Origin of the sequence: Halopseudomonas sp. MFKK-1 (genome assembly GCF_027474385.1) — a bacterium.
GTDB classification, from domain to species: Bacteria; Pseudomonadota; Gammaproteobacteria; order Pseudomonadales; family Pseudomonadaceae; genus Halopseudomonas; species Halopseudomonas aestusnigri.
Genome location: NZ_CP114836.1, coordinates 602,018 through 621,624, shown reverse-complemented (window position 1 = coordinate 621,624; position 19,607 = coordinate 602,018). Strand labels below are relative to the sequence as shown.

General features: G+C 62.6%; 17 protein-coding genes. 14 read left to right on the top strand and 3 right to left on the bottom strand.

Going from position 1 to position 19,607, the window contains the following annotated elements; all coding sequences use genetic code 11:
• Positions 1 to 789, top strand: a complete 789-nt coding sequence (locus O5O48_RS02825) for a DnaJ domain-containing protein (RefSeq protein ID WP_228245517.1) — start codon at positions 1 to 3, stop codon at positions 787 to 789.
• A gap of 4 nt (positions 790 to 793) precedes the next feature.
• Here O5O48_RS02825 and O5O48_RS02820 read toward each other — a convergent pair whose 3' ends face one another.
• A complete protein-coding gene (locus tag O5O48_RS02820) occupies positions 794 to 1,753 on the bottom strand; it encodes a DUF3530 family protein (protein ID WP_269688091.1) in 960 nt (319 codons plus the stop codon).
• Positions 1,754 to 1,849: 96 nt separating this feature from the next.
• Here O5O48_RS02820 and rpe point away from each other — a divergent pair, with 96 nt between their 5' ends.
• From rpe to O5O48_RS02780, 8 genes are all read left to right on the top strand, one after another.
• Entirely contained in the window at positions 1,850 to 2,524 is a 675-nt protein-coding gene (gene rpe, locus O5O48_RS02815; RefSeq protein WP_088274372.1) for a ribulose-phosphate 3-epimerase, read from the top strand.
• A 1-nt stretch (position 2,525) separates the two neighbouring features.
• The gene (locus O5O48_RS02810; RefSeq protein WP_269688090.1) at positions 2,526 to 3,206 is read left to right on the top strand and encodes a phosphoglycolate phosphatase; all 681 of its coding nucleotides are present in this window, start codon (positions 2,526 to 2,528) and stop codon (positions 3,204 to 3,206) included.
• Positions 3,207 to 3,382: 176 nt separating this feature from the next.
• Positions 3,383 to 4,861, top strand: a complete 1,479-nt coding sequence (gene trpE / locus O5O48_RS02805; protein WP_269688089.1) for an anthranilate synthase component I — start codon at positions 3,383 to 3,385, stop codon at positions 4,859 to 4,861.
• Between the two features lie 12 nt (positions 4,862 to 4,873).
• Positions 4,874 to 5,470 (top strand): aminodeoxychorismate/anthranilate synthase component II, encoded by a 597-nt coding sequence (locus tag O5O48_RS02800; RefSeq protein ID WP_269688088.1) that lies wholly within the window; start codon positions 4,874 to 4,876, stop codon positions 5,468 to 5,470.
• Between the two features lie 18 nt (positions 5,471 to 5,488).
• On the top strand, positions 5,489 to 6,535 hold the full coding sequence (gene trpD / locus O5O48_RS02795) for an anthranilate phosphoribosyltransferase (RefSeq protein ID WP_088274379.1): 1,047 nt from the start codon (positions 5,489 to 5,491) through the stop codon (positions 6,533 to 6,535).
• Entirely contained in the window at positions 6,532 to 7,326 is a 795-nt protein-coding gene (gene trpC, locus O5O48_RS02790; protein WP_269688087.1) for an indole-3-glycerol phosphate synthase TrpC, read from the top strand. The genes trpD and trpC overlap by 4 nt, the downstream gene beginning before the upstream one ends.
• Positions 7,327 to 7,853: 527 nt before the next feature.
• Positions 7,854 to 8,429: a cytochrome b gene (locus tag O5O48_RS02785; RefSeq protein WP_269688086.1), complete on the top strand. Its 576-nt coding sequence runs from the start codon at positions 7,854 to 7,856 to the stop codon at positions 8,427 to 8,429.
• Complete coding sequence (locus O5O48_RS02780; RefSeq protein ID WP_269688085.1) at positions 8,426 to 9,001, top strand: YceI family protein; 576 nt, start codon at positions 8,426 to 8,428, stop codon at positions 8,999 to 9,001. The genes O5O48_RS02785 and O5O48_RS02780 overlap by 4 nt, the downstream gene beginning before the upstream one ends.
• A gap of 193 nt (positions 9,002 to 9,194) precedes the next feature.
• Here the strand turns inward: O5O48_RS02780 and O5O48_RS02775 are convergent, their stop codons facing one another.
• Complete coding sequence (locus O5O48_RS02775; RefSeq protein WP_269688084.1) at positions 9,195 to 10,109, bottom strand: LysR family transcriptional regulator; 915 nt, start codon at positions 10,107 to 10,109, stop codon at positions 9,195 to 9,197.
• Between the two features lie 248 nt (positions 10,110 to 10,357).
• Between O5O48_RS02775 and O5O48_RS02770 the strand changes: the two genes are divergently transcribed.
• Entirely contained in the window at positions 10,358 to 11,542 is a 1,185-nt protein-coding gene (locus O5O48_RS02770) for an acyl-CoA dehydrogenase (RefSeq protein WP_088274389.1), read from the top strand.
• Between the two features lie 174 nt (positions 11,543 to 11,716).
• Positions 11,717 to 12,895, top strand: a complete 1,179-nt coding sequence (locus tag O5O48_RS02765) for a CaiB/BaiF CoA transferase family protein (protein WP_332367349.1) — start codon at positions 11,717 to 11,719, stop codon at positions 12,893 to 12,895.
• On the opposite strand, the gene O5O48_RS02760 is transcribed toward O5O48_RS02765, so the two are convergent.
• Complete coding sequence (locus O5O48_RS02760; protein WP_104738719.1) at positions 12,885 to 13,661, bottom strand: GntR family transcriptional regulator; 777 nt, start codon at positions 13,659 to 13,661, stop codon at positions 12,885 to 12,887. The genes O5O48_RS02765 and O5O48_RS02760 overlap by 11 nt on opposite strands.
• Before the next feature lie 203 nt (positions 13,662 to 13,864).
• On the opposite strand from O5O48_RS02760, the gene O5O48_RS02755 reads away from it, so the two are divergent.
• The 3 genes from O5O48_RS02755 to O5O48_RS02745 all read left to right on the top strand — a co-directional run bounded on the left by O5O48_RS02755 (position 13,865) and on the right by O5O48_RS02745 (position 19,606).
• Complete coding sequence (locus O5O48_RS02755) at positions 13,865 to 15,559, top strand: L-lactate permease (protein ID WP_269688083.1); 1,695 nt, start codon at positions 13,865 to 13,867, stop codon at positions 15,557 to 15,559.
• Positions 15,560 to 15,631: 72 nt separating this feature from the next.
• Positions 15,632 to 16,786, top strand: a complete 1,155-nt coding sequence (gene lldD, locus O5O48_RS02750) for an FMN-dependent L-lactate dehydrogenase LldD (protein ID WP_228245507.1) — start codon at positions 15,632 to 15,634, stop codon at positions 16,784 to 16,786.
• A gap of 12 nt (positions 16,787 to 16,798) precedes the next feature.
• Positions 16,799 to 19,606: an FAD-binding and (Fe-S)-binding domain-containing protein gene (locus O5O48_RS02745; RefSeq protein WP_269688082.1), complete on the top strand. Its 2,808-nt coding sequence runs from the start codon at positions 16,799 to 16,801 to the stop codon at positions 19,604 to 19,606.
• Position 19,607: the final 1 nt, after the last annotated feature.

The window sequence follows — 19,607 nt, the reverse complement described above, 5'->3', positions numbered from 1 at the left end:
ATGCTGTGGCCGGTAACCGTATTGGGTGCGCTGGTGGGCGGTCTCGGCGGCGCTGTGCCCGGCGCTGTCCTTGGCGCGGTAGTCGGGCACGCGCTGGATCGTCATTGGCAGCTGCGTCACTGGCGCGATCTGCCGGAGCGTCTGGCTCAGGTACGTGGCGCCGGTAACAGTTTCGAGCGTGTGCTGTTTCTGTGCGTGGGGCGGCTGGCCAAGGCCAGTGGCCGTGTGACCCAGGCCCATCTGCAGCTGGCGCGGGATCTGATGCAGCAGTATCGGCTGGACGGTGACGCCAGGCTGCGAGCCATGCACGACTTCAACGAAGGCAAGCGTAGTGATGATCTGGTCAAACTGGTACGCGCCCTGTGTCGCCGTGAGCCGGGGCGCGCGGCGGAACTGATGGATTGTTGCTGGCGGATGGCGGTGCTGCCTGGTCGCCTGAACGACGAGGTTCAGGGGCTGCTGGCAGGGTGGTCAAAGGTTGCCGGGCTGGGGCAGGCCGAGCAGCAGCGCATGCATCAGCGTCATCAATACAGCCGCCAGACTCAGGGCGGTCGTGCAGCGGTTGCGCAGGAGGACCGCATTCAGCAGGCGGCCAGCATACTCAAGGTCAGCCCCGATGACTCACCGGAGGCGATCAAGCGCGCCTATCGTCGTCAGCTCAGCTTGCACCATCCGGACAAGCTGGCCGCCCGTGGGGGCAGCGCCGCCCAGCAGCGCGGGGCGGGTGAAAAAATACGACAGATTCAGCAGGCCTACGAGACATTGCGTCGTCATCGCGGCTTTCGCTGAGCGCTCAGGGAGCGGCCACTGGCGGTGGCGGCGGCTGATAGTGGCTGGTGAGCCAGGTGCGCAGGTGCTTGTCCAGCATGTCGGCGGCAAAGGCGGATCGCTCCAGTGGCGCGAGATCCATTTGCTGGTAGGTCTGCTGCCCCTTGCGGCGGGCGATGCGCAGATGCTCACCTGCCATCAGCCGGTCGGGTGTGATTTCCAGATTCAGCATGTCCAATAGCGGGCGCGTATTCGTTTCCAGCAAGCTGTCGAGGGTCGGCTCCGGGACTGATGCCGGCTGCCGGGTCTGATACAGCATCAGGGTCGCTGGTGGCTGATCGGCAGCGCCGGTGCTGGCGGTCAGTAGCGCCCAATAGGCTGATTCGTTGCGGGCAATGAGGTGTACCTGATGGGCGCCTTCACCCTCCAGCACTTGCAGGCCGGCGCGGATGAGCGCCGTGACCCGTTCGCTGTAGCGCGCCTCGGGCGGCGGCTCTGGCGCGGCATCGACCTGATCGCTGGCGGCCAGCAAGGCATCGGCCGGCACGATCTCCGGCGTCGCCTCCTCGCTCGGTGCGGCCGACTCGACCGGTTCCGGCGGGACGTCAACAACGGGCTCGCGCGGCGCTTCGGGCAGGCTGATGGCCAGGGTGTGCCAGCCGGCGTCGCTGAGACTGATGCGGGCGGGGGCGATCAGCTCGGGCCAGTTGGCGTGCTCTCCAGCCCCGGCAATCAGCAAAATGCCGCCGAGTGGCTCGGGGCGTGCGGCAGGCAGAAACAGTCCCAGCCGTGACTCGCCGGCGAACTCGAGCTGCCGTTGTTCGCTGATTGGCGTTTCGCGCTTGAGTGTCTGCTGGTACTGAAGGTCGCGGGACAACGCGTGCGATCGCTCGGGGGCAGTTGCCTCCGGTGGCGGCGTTGCTGGCTCCTGGGCCTGGGCGATACCGGCAAGGCAGAGCAGGGCAATGAGGATTGGCGCGCGCATGGGGTCCGTCTCGGTCCGAAGTCCTGATGAGTATAACCACGACGGATAGGGTAAACTGGCCGGCATTTCCGTGTCTGCCCCTGCCGAGGTTCTCCCATGCTCGATTACGCCATTGCGCCGTCCATTCTGTCCGCCGACTTTGCCCGCCTGGGTGAGGACGTTGATCGGGTGCTGGCCGCCGGTGCCGACATCGTCCACTTCGATGTGATGGACAACCACTACGTGCCGAACCTGACAATCGGGCCGATGGTCTGCTCGGCGCTGCGTAAGTATGGCGTCACCGCGCCGATCGATGTGCATCTGATGGTCAAGCCGGTCGATCGCATCATTGGTGATTTCCTCGAGGCGGGTGCCAGCTACATCACGTTCCACCCGGAAGCCTCCGAACACATCGACCGCTCCCTGCAACTGATCAAGGACGGCGGCGCCAAGGCCGGTCTGGTATTCAATCCTGCGACCTCGCTGGATGCGCTCAAGTACGTGATGGACAAGGTCGACATGGTGCTGCTGATGAGCGTCAACCCGGGCTTTGGTGGCCAGAAGTTCATCCCGGGCACCCTGGACAAGCTGCGTGAGGCGCGTGCGCTGATCGATGCCAGTGGTCGCGAAATTCGTCTGGAGATCGACGGTGGCGTCAACGAGCAGAACATCCGCGCCATCGCCGAAGCCGGTGCCGATACCTTCGTCGCCGGTTCGGCGATCTTCAACAAGCCGGATTACAAGGCGGTCATCGACAGCATGCGTGCGGAGCTGGCACAGGCCAAGCGCTGAGATGTCGTTGCTGCGCGAGCTGTTCGGTGGCGAGCTGCCGAACCTGGTGATGTTTGATCTGGACGGTACTCTGATTGACTCGGTGCCGGATCTGGCGGCGGCGGTGGATGTGATGCTGGGTCAGCTTGGTCGTGACGCCGCGGGCGTCGAGCAGGTCCGTCACTGGGTCGGCAACGGTGCGCGAGTATTGGTGCGTCGGGCGCTGGCCGGCGATATCGAGCACGCGCACATCGGCGAGGCTGAGACCGAGCAGGCGCTGGCGCTGTTTCTCGAGGCTTACGCCGGCGATCACTCGCGCAGCACGGTTTACCCGGGCGTTCGCGCGTTGCTTGACCGGCTGCAGGGTGAGCAGGTGCCACTGGCACTGATCACCAACAAGCCGAGTCGCTTCGTGCCGGAGCTGCTGGCGGACAAACAACTGGACGGTTATTTCCGCTGGCTGGTTGGCGGCGACACCCTGCCGGTGCAGAAGCCCGACCCGGCTGCGCTTCATTGGGTCATGCAGCAGGCTGGTGTTGAGGCTGGGCAGGCGCTGTTTGTCGGCGATTCCCGCAGTGACGTACTGGCGGCGAAGGCGGCCGGGGTGCCGGTGGTGGCGGTCAGCTACGGCTACAATCACGGCCGGCCGATTGCCTCGGAGAACCCGGATTTGCTGGTTGATTCGCTTGACGCGCTCATATAGGCTTGCTCGGGTGTCCCGACCAGTGATGGATCAGCCGTGTTTGTCAGCAATCGCAAACTGATGAGAGTTATCAAGGCGCTCGCCCGCTGGCGTTGGCGTACCTGAACTGTCCTCGCTCGCTCCCGAGTGCGAGCACCCCTGTTTGCGTATGACTTACCCTGCCTTTGAGGCTGATCATGACCCGAGACGAATTCCTTCGCCTGGCTGCCCAGGATTGCAACCGTGTACCCGTTGTACGCGAGGTGCTGGCAGATCTTGAAACCCCGCTGTCCACCTATCTGAAACTGGCCGACGGTGCCTACTCCTACCTGCTGGAGTCGGTGCAGGGCGGCGAGAAATGGGGGCGTTATTCCATTATCGGCCTGCCGGCGCGTACCGTGCTGCGCGTCGATGGCCATACCGCAACCGTGCTGGTCGACGGCGTCGAGCAGGAGCGCCACGAGTGCGCCGATCCGCTGGATTTCGTTGAGACCTTCAAGGCCCGTTACCGGGTGCCGAGCATTCCGGGTCTGCCGCGCTTCAATGGCGGGCTGGTTGGTTATTTTGGCTACGACTGTGTGCGCTATGTTGAGCCGCGTCTGGCCGCGACCGTTAACCCGGATGTGCTGGGTACCCCGGACATCCTGCTGATGGTGTCCGATGAGATTGTCGTATTCGACAACCTGGCCGGCAAGCTGCACGCCATCGTGCTGGCCGACCCAAGTGCCGATGATGCCTTCGAACAGGCCAATGCCCGGCTCGATCAACTGCTTGAGCAGCTGCGCCTGCCGACCCCGGCGCGCAAGCTGATTGATTTGGCTGCGCCGGTCGATACCGACCTGGAATACCGCGCCAGCTTCACCCGTGAGGATTACGAGCGGGCGGTTGACACCATCAAGGAATACATCCTTGCCGGTGACTGCATGCAGGTGGTGCCGTCCCAGCGCATGAGCATCGATTTCAAGGCCGAGCCGATTGATCTGTACCGGGCGCTGCGCAGCCAGAATCCGACGCCTTACATGTACTTCTTCAACTTCGGCGACTTCCACGTGGTTGGCAGCTCTCCCGAAGTGCTGGTCCGTGTCGAAGAGGGTGAAGTGACGGTACGTCCGATCGCCGGTACCCGCCCGCGCGGCACGACCGAAGAAGCCGATCTGGCGCTGGAGCAGGACTTGCTGTCCGACGCCAAGGAAATCGCCGAGCACCTGATGCTGATCGATCTGGGCCGCAACGACGTGGGCCGCGTGGCGCAGATCGGCAAGGTCAAGGTAACCGAGAAGATGGTCATCGAACGTTATTCCAACGTCATGCACATCGTCTCCAACGTGCAGGGCCAGCTCAAGCCGGAACTGACCGCGATGGACGCGCTGCGCGCCATTCTGCCGGCGGGCACCCTGTCCGGCGCGCCGAAGATTCGCGCGATGGAAATCATCGACGAGCTGGAGCCGGTCAAACGCGGCGTCTACGGCGGCGCGGTCGGCTACTGGGCGTGGAACGGCAATATGGACACGGCCATCGCGATTCGTACCGCGGTGATCAAGGATGGCGAGCTGCACGTACAGGCTGGTGGCGGCATTGTTGCTGACTCGGTGCCCGCGCTGGAGTGGGAAGAGACCATCAACAAGCGTCGCGCCATGTTCCGTGCGATTGCCCTCGCTGAACAATCGGCCCGGTAAAGGAGAAACGCCATGCTGCTGATGATCGATAACTACGACTCCTTTACCTACAACGTGGTGCAGTACCTCGGCGAGTTGGGTGCCGACGTCAAGGTGGTGCGCAACGACGAGCTGACCGTCGCCGAGATCGAAGCCCTCAATCCCGAGCGCATCGTCGTCTCGCCCGGTCCGTGCACGCCCAACGAAGCGGGAGTCTCGGTGCCGGTGCTCAAGCACTTTGCCGGCAAGCTGCCGATTCTCGGCATTTGCCTCGGCCACCAGAGTATCGGCCAGGCCTTTGGCGGTGATGTGGTGCGTGCCCGTCAGGTCATGCACGGCAAGACCAGTCCGGTCTACCATGAAGGCTTGGGCGTGTTTGCCGGCCTCAATAATCCGCTGACGGTGACCCGTTATCACTCTCTGGTAATCAGCCGCGACACGCTGCCCGACTGCCTGGAGCTGACGGCCTGGACCCAGCATGAAGACGGCAGCGTTGACGAAATCATGGGCGTGCGCCACCGCGAATACATGATCGAGGGCGTGCAGTTTCATCCCGAGTCGATCCTGTCCGAGCAGGGGCACGAGATGCTCGCCAACTTCCTCAAGCAGCAGGGCGGCATGCGCCGCTGACCAGCAAGGAGAGACGGTATGGATATCAAGACAGCCCTCGGCAAGGTGGTCGATCAACTGGATCTGTCCACCGAGGAAATGCAGGACGTCATGCGCCAGATCATGACCGGCCAGTGCACCGACGCACAGATCGGCGGCTTTCTGGTTGCCCTGCGCATGAAGAGCGAGACCCTCGACGAGATTACCGGCGCGGCCTTGGTCATGCGCGAGCTGGCCTCCGGGGTGAAGATCAACGCCGAGCGCCTGGTCGACACCTGCGGCACCGGCGGTGACGGCGCCAACATCTTCAACGTGTCGACCGCCGCCGCGCTGGTGGTAGCCGCTGCTGGCGGCAAGGTCGCCAAGCACGGTAACCGTGCGGTATCCGGCAAGAGCGGCAGCGCCGACCTGCTGGAGGCGGCAGGCGTGAACCTCAATCTGACGCCCGAGCAGGTCGCCCGCTGCGTGGAAAGTGTCGGCGTCGGCTTCATGTTTGCGCCAGCCCATCACGGTGCGATGAAGCATGCCATCGGCCCGCGCCGCGAGCTGGGCATGCGCACCATCTTCAACATGCTCGGCCCGATGACCAATCCTGCCGGGGTCAAGCATCAGGTCATCGGTGTATTTACCCAGGCGTTGTGCCGGCCGATTGCCGAGGTGCTCAAGCGCCTCGGCAGCGAGCACGTGCTGGTGGTGCACTCCAAGGATGGGCTGGACGAGCTGAGTCTGGCGGCGACCAGTCATATCGCCGAGCTGAAAGACGGTGAAATCCGCGAGTACGACGTCAGCCCGGAAGAACTCGGCATCAAGAGCCGCTCGCTGATCGGTCTGACGGTCGATGACGCGGCGGGCTCGCTCAAGCTGATCCGCGATGCGCTCGGCAAGCGCGAAACCGAGGCCGGTGAAAAAGCGGCCGATATCATCATTCTCAATGCCGGTGCGGCGCTGTACGCGGCAGATCATGCGACCAGTCTGCTCGAAGGCGTAAAGCTCGCCTCCGATGCGCTTTATTCAGGTCTGGCTCGGGAAAAACTCAACGAACTTATCGCCTTCACCGAAGTATTCCGGGAGGAAGCAGCACAATGAGCGTGCCGACCATCTTGCAGAACATCGTCGCGCGCAAGCACGAGGAAGTGGCAGAGCGTCTTCAGCAGCGTAGCCTGGCCGAGCTGGAGCAGCTGGCTGCTGCAGCCTCGCCTGCCCGAGGCTTCGCCAAGGCCATTCAGGACGCCGCTGCGGCGCAGCGTCCGGGTGTGATTGCCGAGATCAAGAAAGCGTCACCGAGCAAGGGCGTGCTGCGCGAGGATTTCCAGCCCGCCGAGATCGCTGCCAGCTACGAAGCAGGTGGTGCGGTCTGCCTGTCGGTGCTGACCGATGTCGACTTCTTCCAGGGCCATGACGATTACCTGCAGCAGGCCCGTGCCGCCTGTTCGCTGCCGGTGATCCGCAAGGACTTTATGGTCGATCCGTATCAGATCGTCGAAGCCCGTGCGCTGGGTGCCGATTGTGTGCTGCTGATCGCTGCCTGCCTGGACGACGTGCAGATGGGCGAGCTGGCAGCGACCGCAAGGCAGCACGGTCTGGATGTGCTGGTCGAGGTGCACGATGCCGCCGAACTCGAGCGCGGCCTCAAGCTGGATACCCCGCTGATCGGCATCAACAACCGTAACCTGCATACCTTCGAGGTGACGCTCGACACCACTCTGGAGCTGATCCCGCAGATTCCACGCAACAAGACGCTGGTCACCGAAAGTGGCATCCTGCATCGCACCGATGTGGAGCTGATGCTCGCACATGAGGTCTACGGCTTTCTGGTTGGTGAGGCCTTTATGCGCGCGGCCAATCCGGGGCAGGAGCTCAAGCGACTGTTCTTTTGAGGCAGGTTGCCAGGTGCTGACTAAAAGCCTCCTTCGGGAGGTTTTTTGTGGTTTATCACCACGTAATTGGAGATGCATTTTTTGCGCTGATACCAAGCCAGCTTTTCGCCTCCACGGCGAGCCAAGGGGGGCTGCTTGCCCAGCCCCCCTTGGCGATCCCCCCGGGCACCCGGCTACGCGGCCCTGCGGGTTCGCTGCGTTGCTCGGCTTGGCAGGGGCCGGCAGAACTCGGCTCTTCGAGCCTCAAACAGGCTGCCGTCCTTTTTCCTGCCAATCCTGCGCTACTCGCCCGCGTAAACGGGATGAACCCCGGGTGCACACTCCATTATTTGAGTACTCGGTTAACGCCCTTCACATAGTGTTCTTTCGCATTGCCCCTGATCTCCGCAGGGCACCTTTTTCGTGGCGACGACAAAGCATACTGCCAGGCTGAAATATCGAGAAACCTGTTTGGTGGGAACCAATTTTTGCGCTTTTTATCTTATTCAGTCGATGGGAATATCTCGCCCATCGCAGGTGAGGTGACTATGCAGTGGCGTAACAGCAAGGACAGATTCGGCTGGCTGGCAATGAGCCTGCACTGGGTCATGGTGGTGATGGTCCCAGGGCTTGCAGCTGTCGGTCTGTGGATGACCAGCCTCAACTATTACAGCCCCTGGTATACCAGTGCGCCGTTCTGGCACAAAAGCGTAGGGCTGGTGTTTGCGGCTCTGTTGCTGGTTCGTCTGCTTTGGCGCTGGTTGTCTCCGGCGCCGGCAGCGTTGCCCACTCACTCGCGCGTCGAGCGAATGGCAGCAGGCACTGCGCAGTGGCTGATGTACGCCGCTATGCTGATCATTGTGATCAGCGGCTATCTGATTTCGACCGCCAAGGGTAGCGGCGTTAGCCTGTTTGGCTGGTTCGACGTGCCGGCGCTGATCAGCGGCTTGCCGCAGCAGGCCGATCGGGCGGGTGCCGTGCACTACTGGCTGGCGCTCGGGTTGCTGGGGCTCGCCGGGCTGCATGCGCTGGGCGCGCTCAAGCATCACCTGATCGACAAGGATAATACTCTGCGGCGCATGCTCGGCATGCGGCTGCGCAACTCGACGGAGAATGGCAAATGAAGAAACTGATGGTTGCAGCCACCCTCGGTGGTCTGATGATGGCAGGTGGTCTGGCGCAGGCCGCGGACTACCAGATCGACAAGCAGGGGCAGCACGCCTCGGTCAACTTCAAGATCAGCCACCTGGGTTACAGCTGGATCTATGGCCGCTTTAACGACTTTGACGGTTCCTTCAGCTGGGATGCTGCCGAGCCTGAGGCGAGCAGCGTCAACGTGACGCTGAACACCGCCAGCGTGGACACCAACCACGCCGAGCGTGACAAGCACATCCGCAGCGCCGACTTCCTGAATGTGGAAGAGCACGGTACTGCGACCTTTACCTCCACCGGGGTGGAAATGACTGGCGACAACACCGCCAAGGTCACCGGTGATCTGACGCTGAACGGCGTCACCAAGCCGGTGGTGCTGGACGCGCGCTTCATCGGTGAAGGCGACGACCCCTGGGGTGGCTACCGCGCCGGCTTCGATGCGACCACAACGCTGAAGCTGGCCGATTTCGGTATCACGTACAACCTCGGGCCGGCGTCTGAAACCGTCGACCTGATCATTACTGTCGAAGGTATTCGCCAGTAATCGCGGTAACTAGTTCATGTGTGCTTCAGGGGCCTTCGGGCCCCTTTTTTTTGAGCTGCAAGCTTCAAGCTGCAAGCAAAACCCGTGCGGGGCTCCATCGCGGGGGGTATTCAGGCGGAGGTAGCTGCTCGACGCTACGGACACTCTCAGGACGCCGCCCATCCGGTTCTGCTTGCAGCTTGCCGCTAACAACTTACATCTTGAAGCTTGCCGCCTCCTTAACCCAGGCGCGCGCCTGCTGCAGAATCCAGTCGCGGAACGCCAGCAGCGCAGCCGATTCGGCCTTGCGCTCGGGGATCACCAGGTAGTAACCGTTGTCGGTCTCGAAGCTGCGTGGGCAGGGGCTGATCAGGCGGCCGTCTGCCAGTTCCTGGCGGATCAGAAATGGCGGGATCAGCGCGATGCCCATGCCGTGCATCGCGGCTTGCGCGAGCATCGAGAACAGTTCCAGCCGGGTACCGTTGAGGTCGTGTTCGACGCGCATGTCAGCGGCGGCGAACCACTGGCGCCAGGCATAGGGGCGGGTGGTCTGCTGCAGCAGTGGCAGTTGGGCGATGTCCTCGGGCGTCAGCTCGCGCGCAGGGGCGATCAGCGCCGGGCTGCACACCGGAATCGGCGCTTCGGGCATCAGGTAGTGGGTTTGCGTACCGGACCAGTCGCCATCACCGAAATAGATGGCGGCATCGAATTCGGTATCGGCGAACAGGAACGGCCGCGTACGGTTGGTCATATTGACGGTGATCTGCGGATGCTGGCGCAGGAAGTGACTGAGCCGCGGCAGCAGCCACTGGGTACCGAAGGTGGGGACTAGGGCCAACTCCAGGGTGGCGGTGCCCTGATTACCCATCACCGACAGGGTGTCGCGCTCGACAGCATCCAGCCGGCTGGCGATTCGACGGCTGTATATCTGTCCGGCGTCAGTCAGTTTCACACCGCGGCGGGTACGGCGAAACAGTTGAATATCAAGGAATGCTTCGAGGTTGGCGATCTGGCGACACACCGCGCTCTGGGTCAGCGAGAGTTCCTCGGCAGCCTTGGTGAAGCTCTCATGGCGAGCGGACGACTCGAAGCAGATCAGGGCCTGGGTCGGAGGGATCTTGCGGCGCATGGGGCGGGCTCCTTCGGAGCAGTTATAAGCTATAAGTATCAAGCGGCAAGCTGTCCGTGCGCTGAGCCGGGGTTGCTTGCAGCTTGAAGCTTGCGGCTTGTCGCTATGCAATTGGTCGGAGTTCCAATTTAGCACAGGTATCTGCATAAAAGACGCTTGTTTGCTGGTTTCTCTGTGCGTAGAGTCACTGACACATTATGGTTCCCCAGTGGAACCCCATCACCCGTAAAACGAATATCGGAGAGCTCATGGCCGCATCCAAGGCAAGTTTCAACTGGGAAGATCCGCTGCTGCTGGATCAGCAACTGACTGAAGAAGAGCGCATGGTGCGTGACAGTGCACGCCAGTACTGCCAGGACAAACTCATGCCGCGGGTGCTGAACTCGTTCCGTAACGAGCAGACCGACGTGGAAATCTTCCGCGAAATGGGCGAGCTGGGCCTGCTGGGTGCAACCATTCCGACCGAGTACGGCGGAAGCGGCTTGAACTATGTCTGCTACGGTCTTATCGCCCGTGAAGTCGAGCGCGTTGATTCCGGTTACCGTTCGATGATGAGTGTGCAGTCCTCGCTGGTGATGGTGCCGATCAACGAATTTGGCAGTGAAGAGCAGAAGCAGAAGTATCTGCCCAAGCTGGCCAGTGGTGAGTTCATCGGCTGCTTTGGTCTGACCGAGCCGAACCATGGCTCCGATCCGGGCTCCATGGTCACCCGTGCACGCAAGACCGAGGGCGGTTACCTGCTCAAGGGTGCCAAGATGTGGATCACCAACAGCCCCATTGCTGACGTGTTCGTGGTCTGGGCAAAAACCGACGACGACGTCATCCGTGGCTTCATTCTGGAGAAAGGCTGGAAAGGTCTGAGCGCGCCGGCGATCAAGGGCAAGGTTGGCCTGCGTACCTCCATCACTGGTGAGATCGTGATGGAAGACGTGTTCGTTCCGGAAGAAAACATGCTGCCGCACGTGACCGGTCTGAAAGGTCCGTTCACCTGCCTGAACTCCGCCCGTTACGGTATCTCCTGGGGCGCGCTGGGTGCCGCCGAGTTCTGCTGGCACACCGCCCGTCAGTACACCCTGGACCGTCTGCAGTTTGGTCGTCCGCTGGCGCAGACTCAGCTGGTACAGAAGAAGCTGGCTGACATGCAGACCGAAATCACCCTGGCTCTGCAAGGCTGCCTGCGTCTGGGCCGCATGAAGGACGAAGGTACTGCTGCGGTGGAAATCACCTCGATCATGAAGCGCAACTCCTGCGGCAAGTCGCTGGACATCGCCCGCGTTGCCCGCGACATGCTGGGTGGCAACGGTATCTCCGACGAATACGGTGTGATCCGTCACGTGGTCAACCTGGAAGTGGTTAACACCTATGAAGGTACCCACGACGTACACGCGCTGATCCTCGGCCGTGCGCAGACTGGCCTGCAAGCCTTCTTCTGAAGGCGGGCAGGCAGCTGCAAGCTTTAAGCTGCAAGCGACAAGCCGTTCTGAGTTGGTTCGGCTTGTCGCGTTCTCCTCACGCTGCATTGGCGTACCGCTAGTACCCTTATCTTCGTATCCCGCACGGCCAGCTTGTGGCTTGAAGCTTGCCGCTTGAAGCTTGGAGCTAAAGACATGAGTGCATTATCCGGTTTGCGCGTCCTCGACCTGTCCCGCGTGCTGGCTGGCCCATGGGCCGGGCAGATGCTGGCTGATCTGGGGGCGGATGTGGTCAAGGTCGAACGGCCGGGGGCGGGTGATGACACCCGTGCCTGGGGGCCGCCGTATCTGCGTGATGCCGATGGTCGCGATACCTCCGAGGCGGCGTACTTTCTGTCGGCCAACCGCAACAAGCGCTCGATTACCATCGACTTTACCCAGCCCGAGGGGCAGCAGCGGGTGCGTGAGCTGGTGCAGCGCGCAGATGTGCTGATCGAGAACTTCAAGGTTGGCGGGCTGGCGGCCTATGGGCTGGATTACCAGAGCCTGCAGGCGCTCAATCCGCGCCTTATCTACTGCTCGGTGACCGGCTTCGGCCAGCAGGGGCCGTATGCCAAACGCGCAGGCTATGACTTCATGATTCAGGCCATGGGTGGCCTGATGAGCATCACCGGCAAGGCAGACGGGGAGGATGGTGCCGGGCCGGTCAAGGTCGGCGTGGCGCTGACCGATATTCTCACCGGGCTCTACGCCAGCAATGCCATTCTCGCCGCACTGGCTGAGCGTGAGCGAAGCGGTCAGGGCCAGTACATCGATCTGGCGCTGCTGGATGTGCAGATTGCCTGCCTCGGTAACCAGGCGCTGAACTATCTCACCACGGGCGTGCCGCCCAAGCGGCTGGGCAACGCTCATCCGAACATCGTCCCGTATCAGGATTTTCCGACCGCCGATGGTGACTTCATCCTGACGGTGGGTAACGACGGCCAGTTCCGCAAGTTCTGCGAGGTGGCGGGGCACCCGGAGTGGGCGACTGATCCGCGCTTTGTCAGCAACGCTGCTCGGGTTGCCAACCGCGCCGAGCTGATTCCGTTGATCCGCCAGGTGACGGTATTTCGCACCACCGCCGAATGGATTGCGGCGCTGGAGCAGGCGGGTGTGCCCTGCGGGCCGATCAATGATCTGGCGCAGGTGTTTGCCGATCCGCAGGTGCAGGCGCGGGGTACGCGCATTCGCATGGCCCACCCGCTGGCCGGTGAGGTGGACCTGGTCGCCAACCCGATCAGACTGTCGCGCACGCCGGTTGACTACCGGCGCCCGCCGCCGCTGCTGGGTGAGCACAACAGCGAGGTGTTCGCTGACTGGCTCAGCGACTGATCGGCCGCTCGCGTCTCTGCGCGCGGGCCAGCCGTCTGCTTTCCTCCTCCCGCTCTTCCAGCACGTCCTGCACGTAGCTGATGTGCTCGCTGGCGATGCGTCTGGCATCGTCGGCGCGGCCCTGCATGATGGCGTCGAAAAGCGCCTGATGCTGCGCGACCAGCATCCGCCGGGTTTCGCTGCGCAGCGCATACATGCCGCCGATATTGGTTACCACATTGCGTTTGAGCAGGTCGAACAGGCCGCGAATGGTGTGCAGCAGCACCAGGTTGTGGCTGGCTTCGGCAATTGCCAGGTGAAAGCGCGCGTCGGCGGCGCCTTCCTCGGCGCGTGACGCCTTGCCCTCGCGGGCGTAGCAGGCCTGCAGGGCGTCAAAGGCGCTCTGCAGGTGCTGGCGGTCCAGATCGGTAGCGCGCAGCGCGGCGTAATAGGCGCAGTCGGCTTCCAGCGTGTGGCGGAACTCCAGCAGGTCTCGGTGCGCTTCCGGATGACCTTCGAGCAGGCTGAGCAGGGGATCGCTGAAGCTTGAACCGAGTGAATCGCTGACATAGTTGCCGCCGCCCTGGCGGCTGATCAGCAAGCCCTTGGCGACCAGTTTCTGTACTGCCTCGCGCAGCGACGGGCGGGACACGCCGAACTGCTCGGCCAGCGCGCGCTCGGCCGGCAGGCGCTGCCCCGGCTGCAGCGTGCCCTCAAGGATCATGGTTTCCAGTTGCTCGACGATGTTGTCCGACAGTCTGCGCTGTCGAATCTGACCTACTTCCATTGTTGTTCCTTTGGTCTGACCAATCGCCTGTAGAGGGTAACCAGCATGACCTTTACAGGCAACCCGTCAGGATTGATCTATACCAAAGTCTAGCGTTATGGGTTTGACATGGCTCTGGTGCTTTTTTAATCTGGTCATCCATTTTTGTAAATTGGTCTTACCAATTGGTGCTCGACCGCCAATAACAACTACAGGAGCGCTCCATGTCTTCCGGTTTCCTTGCCCTCATGGCTTTTGCCCCGATCCTGCTTGCAGGTGTATTGCTGATCGGTCTGCGCTGGCCGGCGCGTCGCGCCATGCCGCTGGTGTATCTGCTCAGCGCCGGGATCGCGCTGTTTGTCTGGGATATGAGTTTCAACCGGGTGCTGGCGTCGACCCTGCAGGGCCTGGTCGTCACCGTGGGGGTGCTGTGGATCATTTTTGGCGCGATTCTGCTGCTGAACACCCTCAAGCATTCGGGCGGTATCACCGCGATTCGTGCCGGGTTTACTACCATCAGCCCTGACCGCCGCATTCAGGCGATCATCATCGCCTGGCTGTTTGGCTGCTTTATCGAAGGTGCGTCCGGCTTCGGCACCCCGGCGGCGATTGCCGCGCCGCTGCTGGTGGCGATCGGTTTCCCGGCGATGGCTGCGGTGCTGATGGGCATGCTGGTGCAAAGCACGCCGGTGTCCTTTGGTGCGGTCGGTACGCCGATCATTGTCGGGGTCAACACCGGGCTGGATCACGCCGCGATCGGCGAGCAGCTGGCCGCCAACGGCTCAAGCTGGGACGCCTACCTGCAGCTGATCACCAGCCAGGTAGCCATCGTGCATGCGCTGGTCGGTACGGTCATGCCGCTGGTTATGGTCATCATGCTGGTGCGCTTCTTCGGCAAGGACAAAAGCTGGCGCGCGGTATTCGAGGTGCTGCCGTTTGCTCTGTTTGCCGGCCTGTCGATGACCATTCCCTATCTCATCAGCGGCCTGCTGCTCGGCCCCGAGTTTCCGTCGTTGATCGGTGGTCTGGTCGGTCTGGCAGTGGTGACCAGCGCCGCGCGTTTCGGTTTTTTGGTACCCAAGCGTCAGTGGGACTTTGCGCCCCGCGACAGCTGGCCGGAGGCCTGGATGGGCACGATCGAGATGAAGCTGGAAGAGCTGACTGCGCGCCCCATGAGCAGCTTCCGTGCCTGGCTGCCCTACCTGCTGGTCGGTGTGCTGCTGGTGATCAGCCGGGTGTTCCCCGAGGTCAGCACCGCGTTCAAGTCGGTGGCCATCAACTTTACCGATATTCTTGGTGAGACCGGTGTCAGCGGTGGGGTTCAGCCGCTCTATCTGCCTGGCGGCATCCTGGTCATGGTGGTGATCGCGACCTTCTTCCTGCATCGCATGAAGGTCCGTGAGCTGGGCAAGGCGCTTGGCGAGTCCGGTGGCGTGCTGCTGAGTGCCGGTTTTGTGCTGCTGTTTACCGTGCCGATGGTGCGTATCCTGATCAACTCCGGAGTGAACGCGGCTGACCTGCCAAGCATGCCGATTCTGATGGCCCGTTATGTGGCCGACAGCGTCGGTGGCATCTACCCGTTGCTGGCGCCGACCATCGGTGCGTTGGGCGCGTTCCTCGCGGGCTCCAATACCGTCTCGAACATGATGTTCAGCCAGTTTCAGTTTGGCGTGGCCAGCAACCTTGGCCTGTCGACCGCGTTGATCGTGGCGGTGCAGGCCGTGGGGGCCGCTGCCGGCAACATGGTGGCGATCCACAACGTGGTGGCTGCCTCGGCAACTGTGGGCCTGCTCGGCCGTGAGGGCACCACCCTGCGCCGGACTGTCTGGCCGACTCTGTACTATGTGCTGATGACTGGTGTGATTGCGCTGTTTGCTGCCTATGTGCTGGGTGTCAGCGATCCGCTGATGGCTGGTTGATGTGTTGACTGCTCGCGCCCCGGCCCTGGCTGCCGGGGCGTTGCCCGTTGAAGAACCGATGAGAGTTTGCTGATGATCATTTCTGCCTCGACCGATTACCGCGCCGCCGCTCAGCGCCGACTGCCTCCCTTTCTGTTTCACTATATCGACGGTGGGGCCTATGCCGAGCACACGTTGAAGAAGAACGTCGAGGATCTGGCCGGTATTGCTCTGCGGCAGCGGGTGCTGAAGAACATGTCGGAGCTGAGCCTGGAAACCCGTCTGTTCGATGAAGCCCTGAGCATGCCGGTGGCGCTGTCACCGGTCGGCCTGACCGGCATGTACGCCCGTCGCGGTGAAGTGCAGGCGGCGCGCGCAGCAGCTGACAAGGGCATTCCCTTTACCCTGTCGACCGTCTCGGTCTGTCCGATTGAAGAAGTTGCACCGGCGATCAGTCGCCCGATGTGGTTTCAGCTCTATGTGTTGAAGGATCGCGGATTCATGAAGAATGCGCTGGAGCGCGCCAAGGCCGCCGGCGTGACCACCCTGGTGTTCACCGTCGACATGCCGGTGCCCGGTGCGCGCTATCGTGACGCGCACTCGGGCATGAGCGGCCCGAACGCCGCGATGCGTCGTTACCTTCAAGCTGTGACCCATCCGCGCTGGGCCTTTGATGTGGGGCTGCTCGGCAAACCGCACGACCTGGGCAATATCTCCGCCTACCGGGGCAATCCGACAGGCCTGGAAGACTACATGGGCTGGTTGGGTGCCAACTTCGATGCGTCCATCTCCTGGAAAGATCTGCAGTGGATTCGTGACTTCTGGGACGGCCCGATGGTGATCAAGGGCATTCTCGATCCGGAAGACGCCCGCGATGCGGTGCGCTTTGGTGCCGACGGTATAGTGGTATCCAACCACGGCGGCCGTCAGCTCGATGGCGTACTGTCCAGCGCGCGAGCGCTGCCGGCGATTGCCGATGCGGTTAAAGGTGACCTGAAGATTCTGGTCGACTCGGGTATTCGCACAGGTCTGGACGTCGTCCGTATGCTGGCGCTCGGCGCCGACTGCACCATGCTCGGCCGCGCCTTTATCTACGCGCTGGCGGCTGATGGTGAGGCGGGCGTGAGCAATCTGCTGGAGCTGATCGAAAAAGAGATGCGGGTGGCAATGGTGCTGACCGGTGCCAAATCCATCAGTGAGATCAACGCCGATCTGCTGGTGCGTGAACTGCAGCATCTGAGCAAGTAATACGGAGATAGCATGAGCCTGCCTGCCGACTTTCTGACCGGCGCCCGTCGCCTGATTCCGCCCGAGCGTCTGTTCGTCGATCCGCTGTCGACCCTGGCGTTTGGCACCGACGCCAGCTTTTATCGGCTGATTCCCAAGCTGGTGGTGCGGGTCGAGTCGGAGGCAGAGGTGGTGCGTCTGTTGCATCTGGCCACCCGGCATAAGGTGCCGGTCACTTTCCGTGCGGCGGGCACCAGTCTGTCCGGACAGGCGATCAGTGACTCGGTACTGATCGTGCTGGGCGATTACTGGAGCGGTCGGGAGATTCGCGACGGTGGTAATCAGATTCGCCTTCAGCCTGGCGTAATCGGCGCGCAGGCCAACGCTGTACTGGCGCCGCTGGGGCGCAAGATCGGGCCGGACCCGGCCTCGATCAACGCGTGCAAGATCGGCGGCATTGTTGCCAACAACGCCAGCGGCATGTGCTGTGGCACGGCGCAGAACAGCTACCAGACGCTGGCTGGTATGCGTCTGGTGCTGGCTGATGGCACCGTGCTGGACAGTGAGGACGAACGCGGTGTGGCGGCCTTCCGCCAAAGTCACGGCGCGCTGCTTGAGCAACTGGCCGAGCTGGGCCGCGAAACCCGCGCCAATACCGCGCTGGCCGAGCGGATTCGCCACAAGTATCGGCTGAAGAACACCACCGGTTTGTCGCTTAACGCGCTGGTCGATTTTGACGATCCGCTGGATATCCTCACCCACCTGATGGTCGGCTCTGAAGGCACCCTCGGTTTTATCAGCTCGGTGACCTACAACACCGTTCCCGAATACCCGCACAAGGCCAGTGCGCTGATCGTGTTTCCGGATGTGGACACCTGCTGCCGCGCAGTACCGGTGCTCAAGCAGCAGCCGGTGGCAGCGGTGGAGCTGCTGGATCGCCGCAGTCTGCGCTCGGTGCAGGATCAGCCGGGGCTGCCGGGTTGGGTGGCTGCGCTGTCGGATGGCGCCTGTGCGCTGCTGATCGAGTCGCGCGCCGCCAGTCAGTCGCTGCTGCACGAGCAACTGGCGCAGATCCGCGCGGCGCTGGCCCCGTTCCCGGTCGAGCAGCAGGTGGATTTTACCGAAGATCCGGCGGTCTCCGGACAGCTGTGGGCGATTCGCAAGGGCACCTTCCCGGCGGTTGGTGCAGTGCGCGCGACCGGAACCACCGTGATCATCGAAGACGTCACCTTCCCGGTCGAGCAACTGGCGGCCGGTGTACACCGGCTGATCGAATTGTTCGAGAAGCACGGGTACGACGAGGCGATCATCTTTGGCCACGCGCTGGAGGGCAACCTGCACTTCGTGTTTACCCAGGGCTTCGAGGACCCGGCGCAGGTCGCCCGTTACGAAGCGTTCATGGGCGATGTGGCCGAACTGGTCGCGATCGAGTTCGGTGGTTCGCTCAAGGCCGAGCACGGCACCGGCCGCAATATGGCGCCGTTCGTTGAAAAGGAGTGGGGCAGCGACGCCTATCAGTTGATGTGGCGCATCAAGCGGCTGCTTGACCCGCAGGGCATCCTGAACCCGGATGTGGTGCTGTCCGATGACCCGCAGATTCACCTGAAAAACCTCAAGCCGCTGCCGGCCGCGAACGACATCGTCGACAAGTGCATCGAGTGCGGCTTCTGTGAGCCAGTCTGCCCGAGCAACGGCCTGACCCTGACGCCGCGCCAGCGCATCGTCATCTGGCGCGATATTCAGGCAAAAAAGCGCGCGGGTATCGATACCCGTGAGCTGGAAACCGCCTACCAATATCAGGGCATCGACAGCTGCGCCGCGACCGGCCTGTGCGCCGAGCGCTGCCCGGTGGGCATCAATACCGGCGATCTGGTGCGTGAGCTGCGCGCCTCGCAAGCGGCTTACCCGGATCGCGCCAACTGGCTGGCCAAGCACTTTGCCGGTGCACTCAAGGGCGTGCGGTTTACCCTGCGCGCCGCAGATCTGGCCCACCGCCTGCTCGGCGCACCGCGTCTGCAGCGCTGGAGCGAGGGCGCGCGCAAGCTGTCTGGTGCGAGCCTGCCGAGCTGGACGCCGGCAATGCCGCAGCCGGTCAAACTGATTCCGCCGCTTGATCAATGGCAAAGCGGCAAGCCGCGGGTGGTTTACCTGCCGGCCTGTATCTCGCGCAGCATGGGGCCGGCGCGCAGCGACAGCGAGCAGATGCCGCTGATCGACAAGACCTGGGCGCTGCTGGAAAAGGCGGGCTATGAAGTCGTACTGCCGGCGCAGCTCGATGGCTTGTGCTGCGGCCAGCCGTTTGCCTCCAAGGGCTATCCCGAGCAGGCCGAGGCCAAGCGCAACGAGCTGCTTGCAGCGCTGCGCGAGGCTAGCCGCAACGGTCAGGATCCGATCTACTGCGACACCAGCCCCTGTACGCTGAGTCTGATCAATGGCGAGGCCGATGGGTTGGATATCTTTGATCCGGTGCGCTTTATCCGCACCCATCTGTTCCAGCGGCTGGAGTTCACTCCCCAGGCCGGGGCGGTCGCGGTGCACGTAACCTGCAGTACCCAGCATCTGGGCGAGGGGCAGGCGCTGATCGAGATCGCCCGGCGCTGCAGTACCAACGTCGTGGTGCCGGAAGGGATTCACTGCTGCGGCTTTGCCGGCGACAAGGGCTTCAACCTGCCCGAGCTGAATGATCATGCACTGCGCACGCTCAAGCCGGTGGTGCAGCATTGCAGCGAGGGGGTATCAACCAGCCGTACCTGCGAGATCGGGCTGTCCAGCCATAGCGGCGTGGACTATCACAGTCTGGTCTATCTGGTGGATCGGGTTACCTGTCCGAAGAGTGACTGAG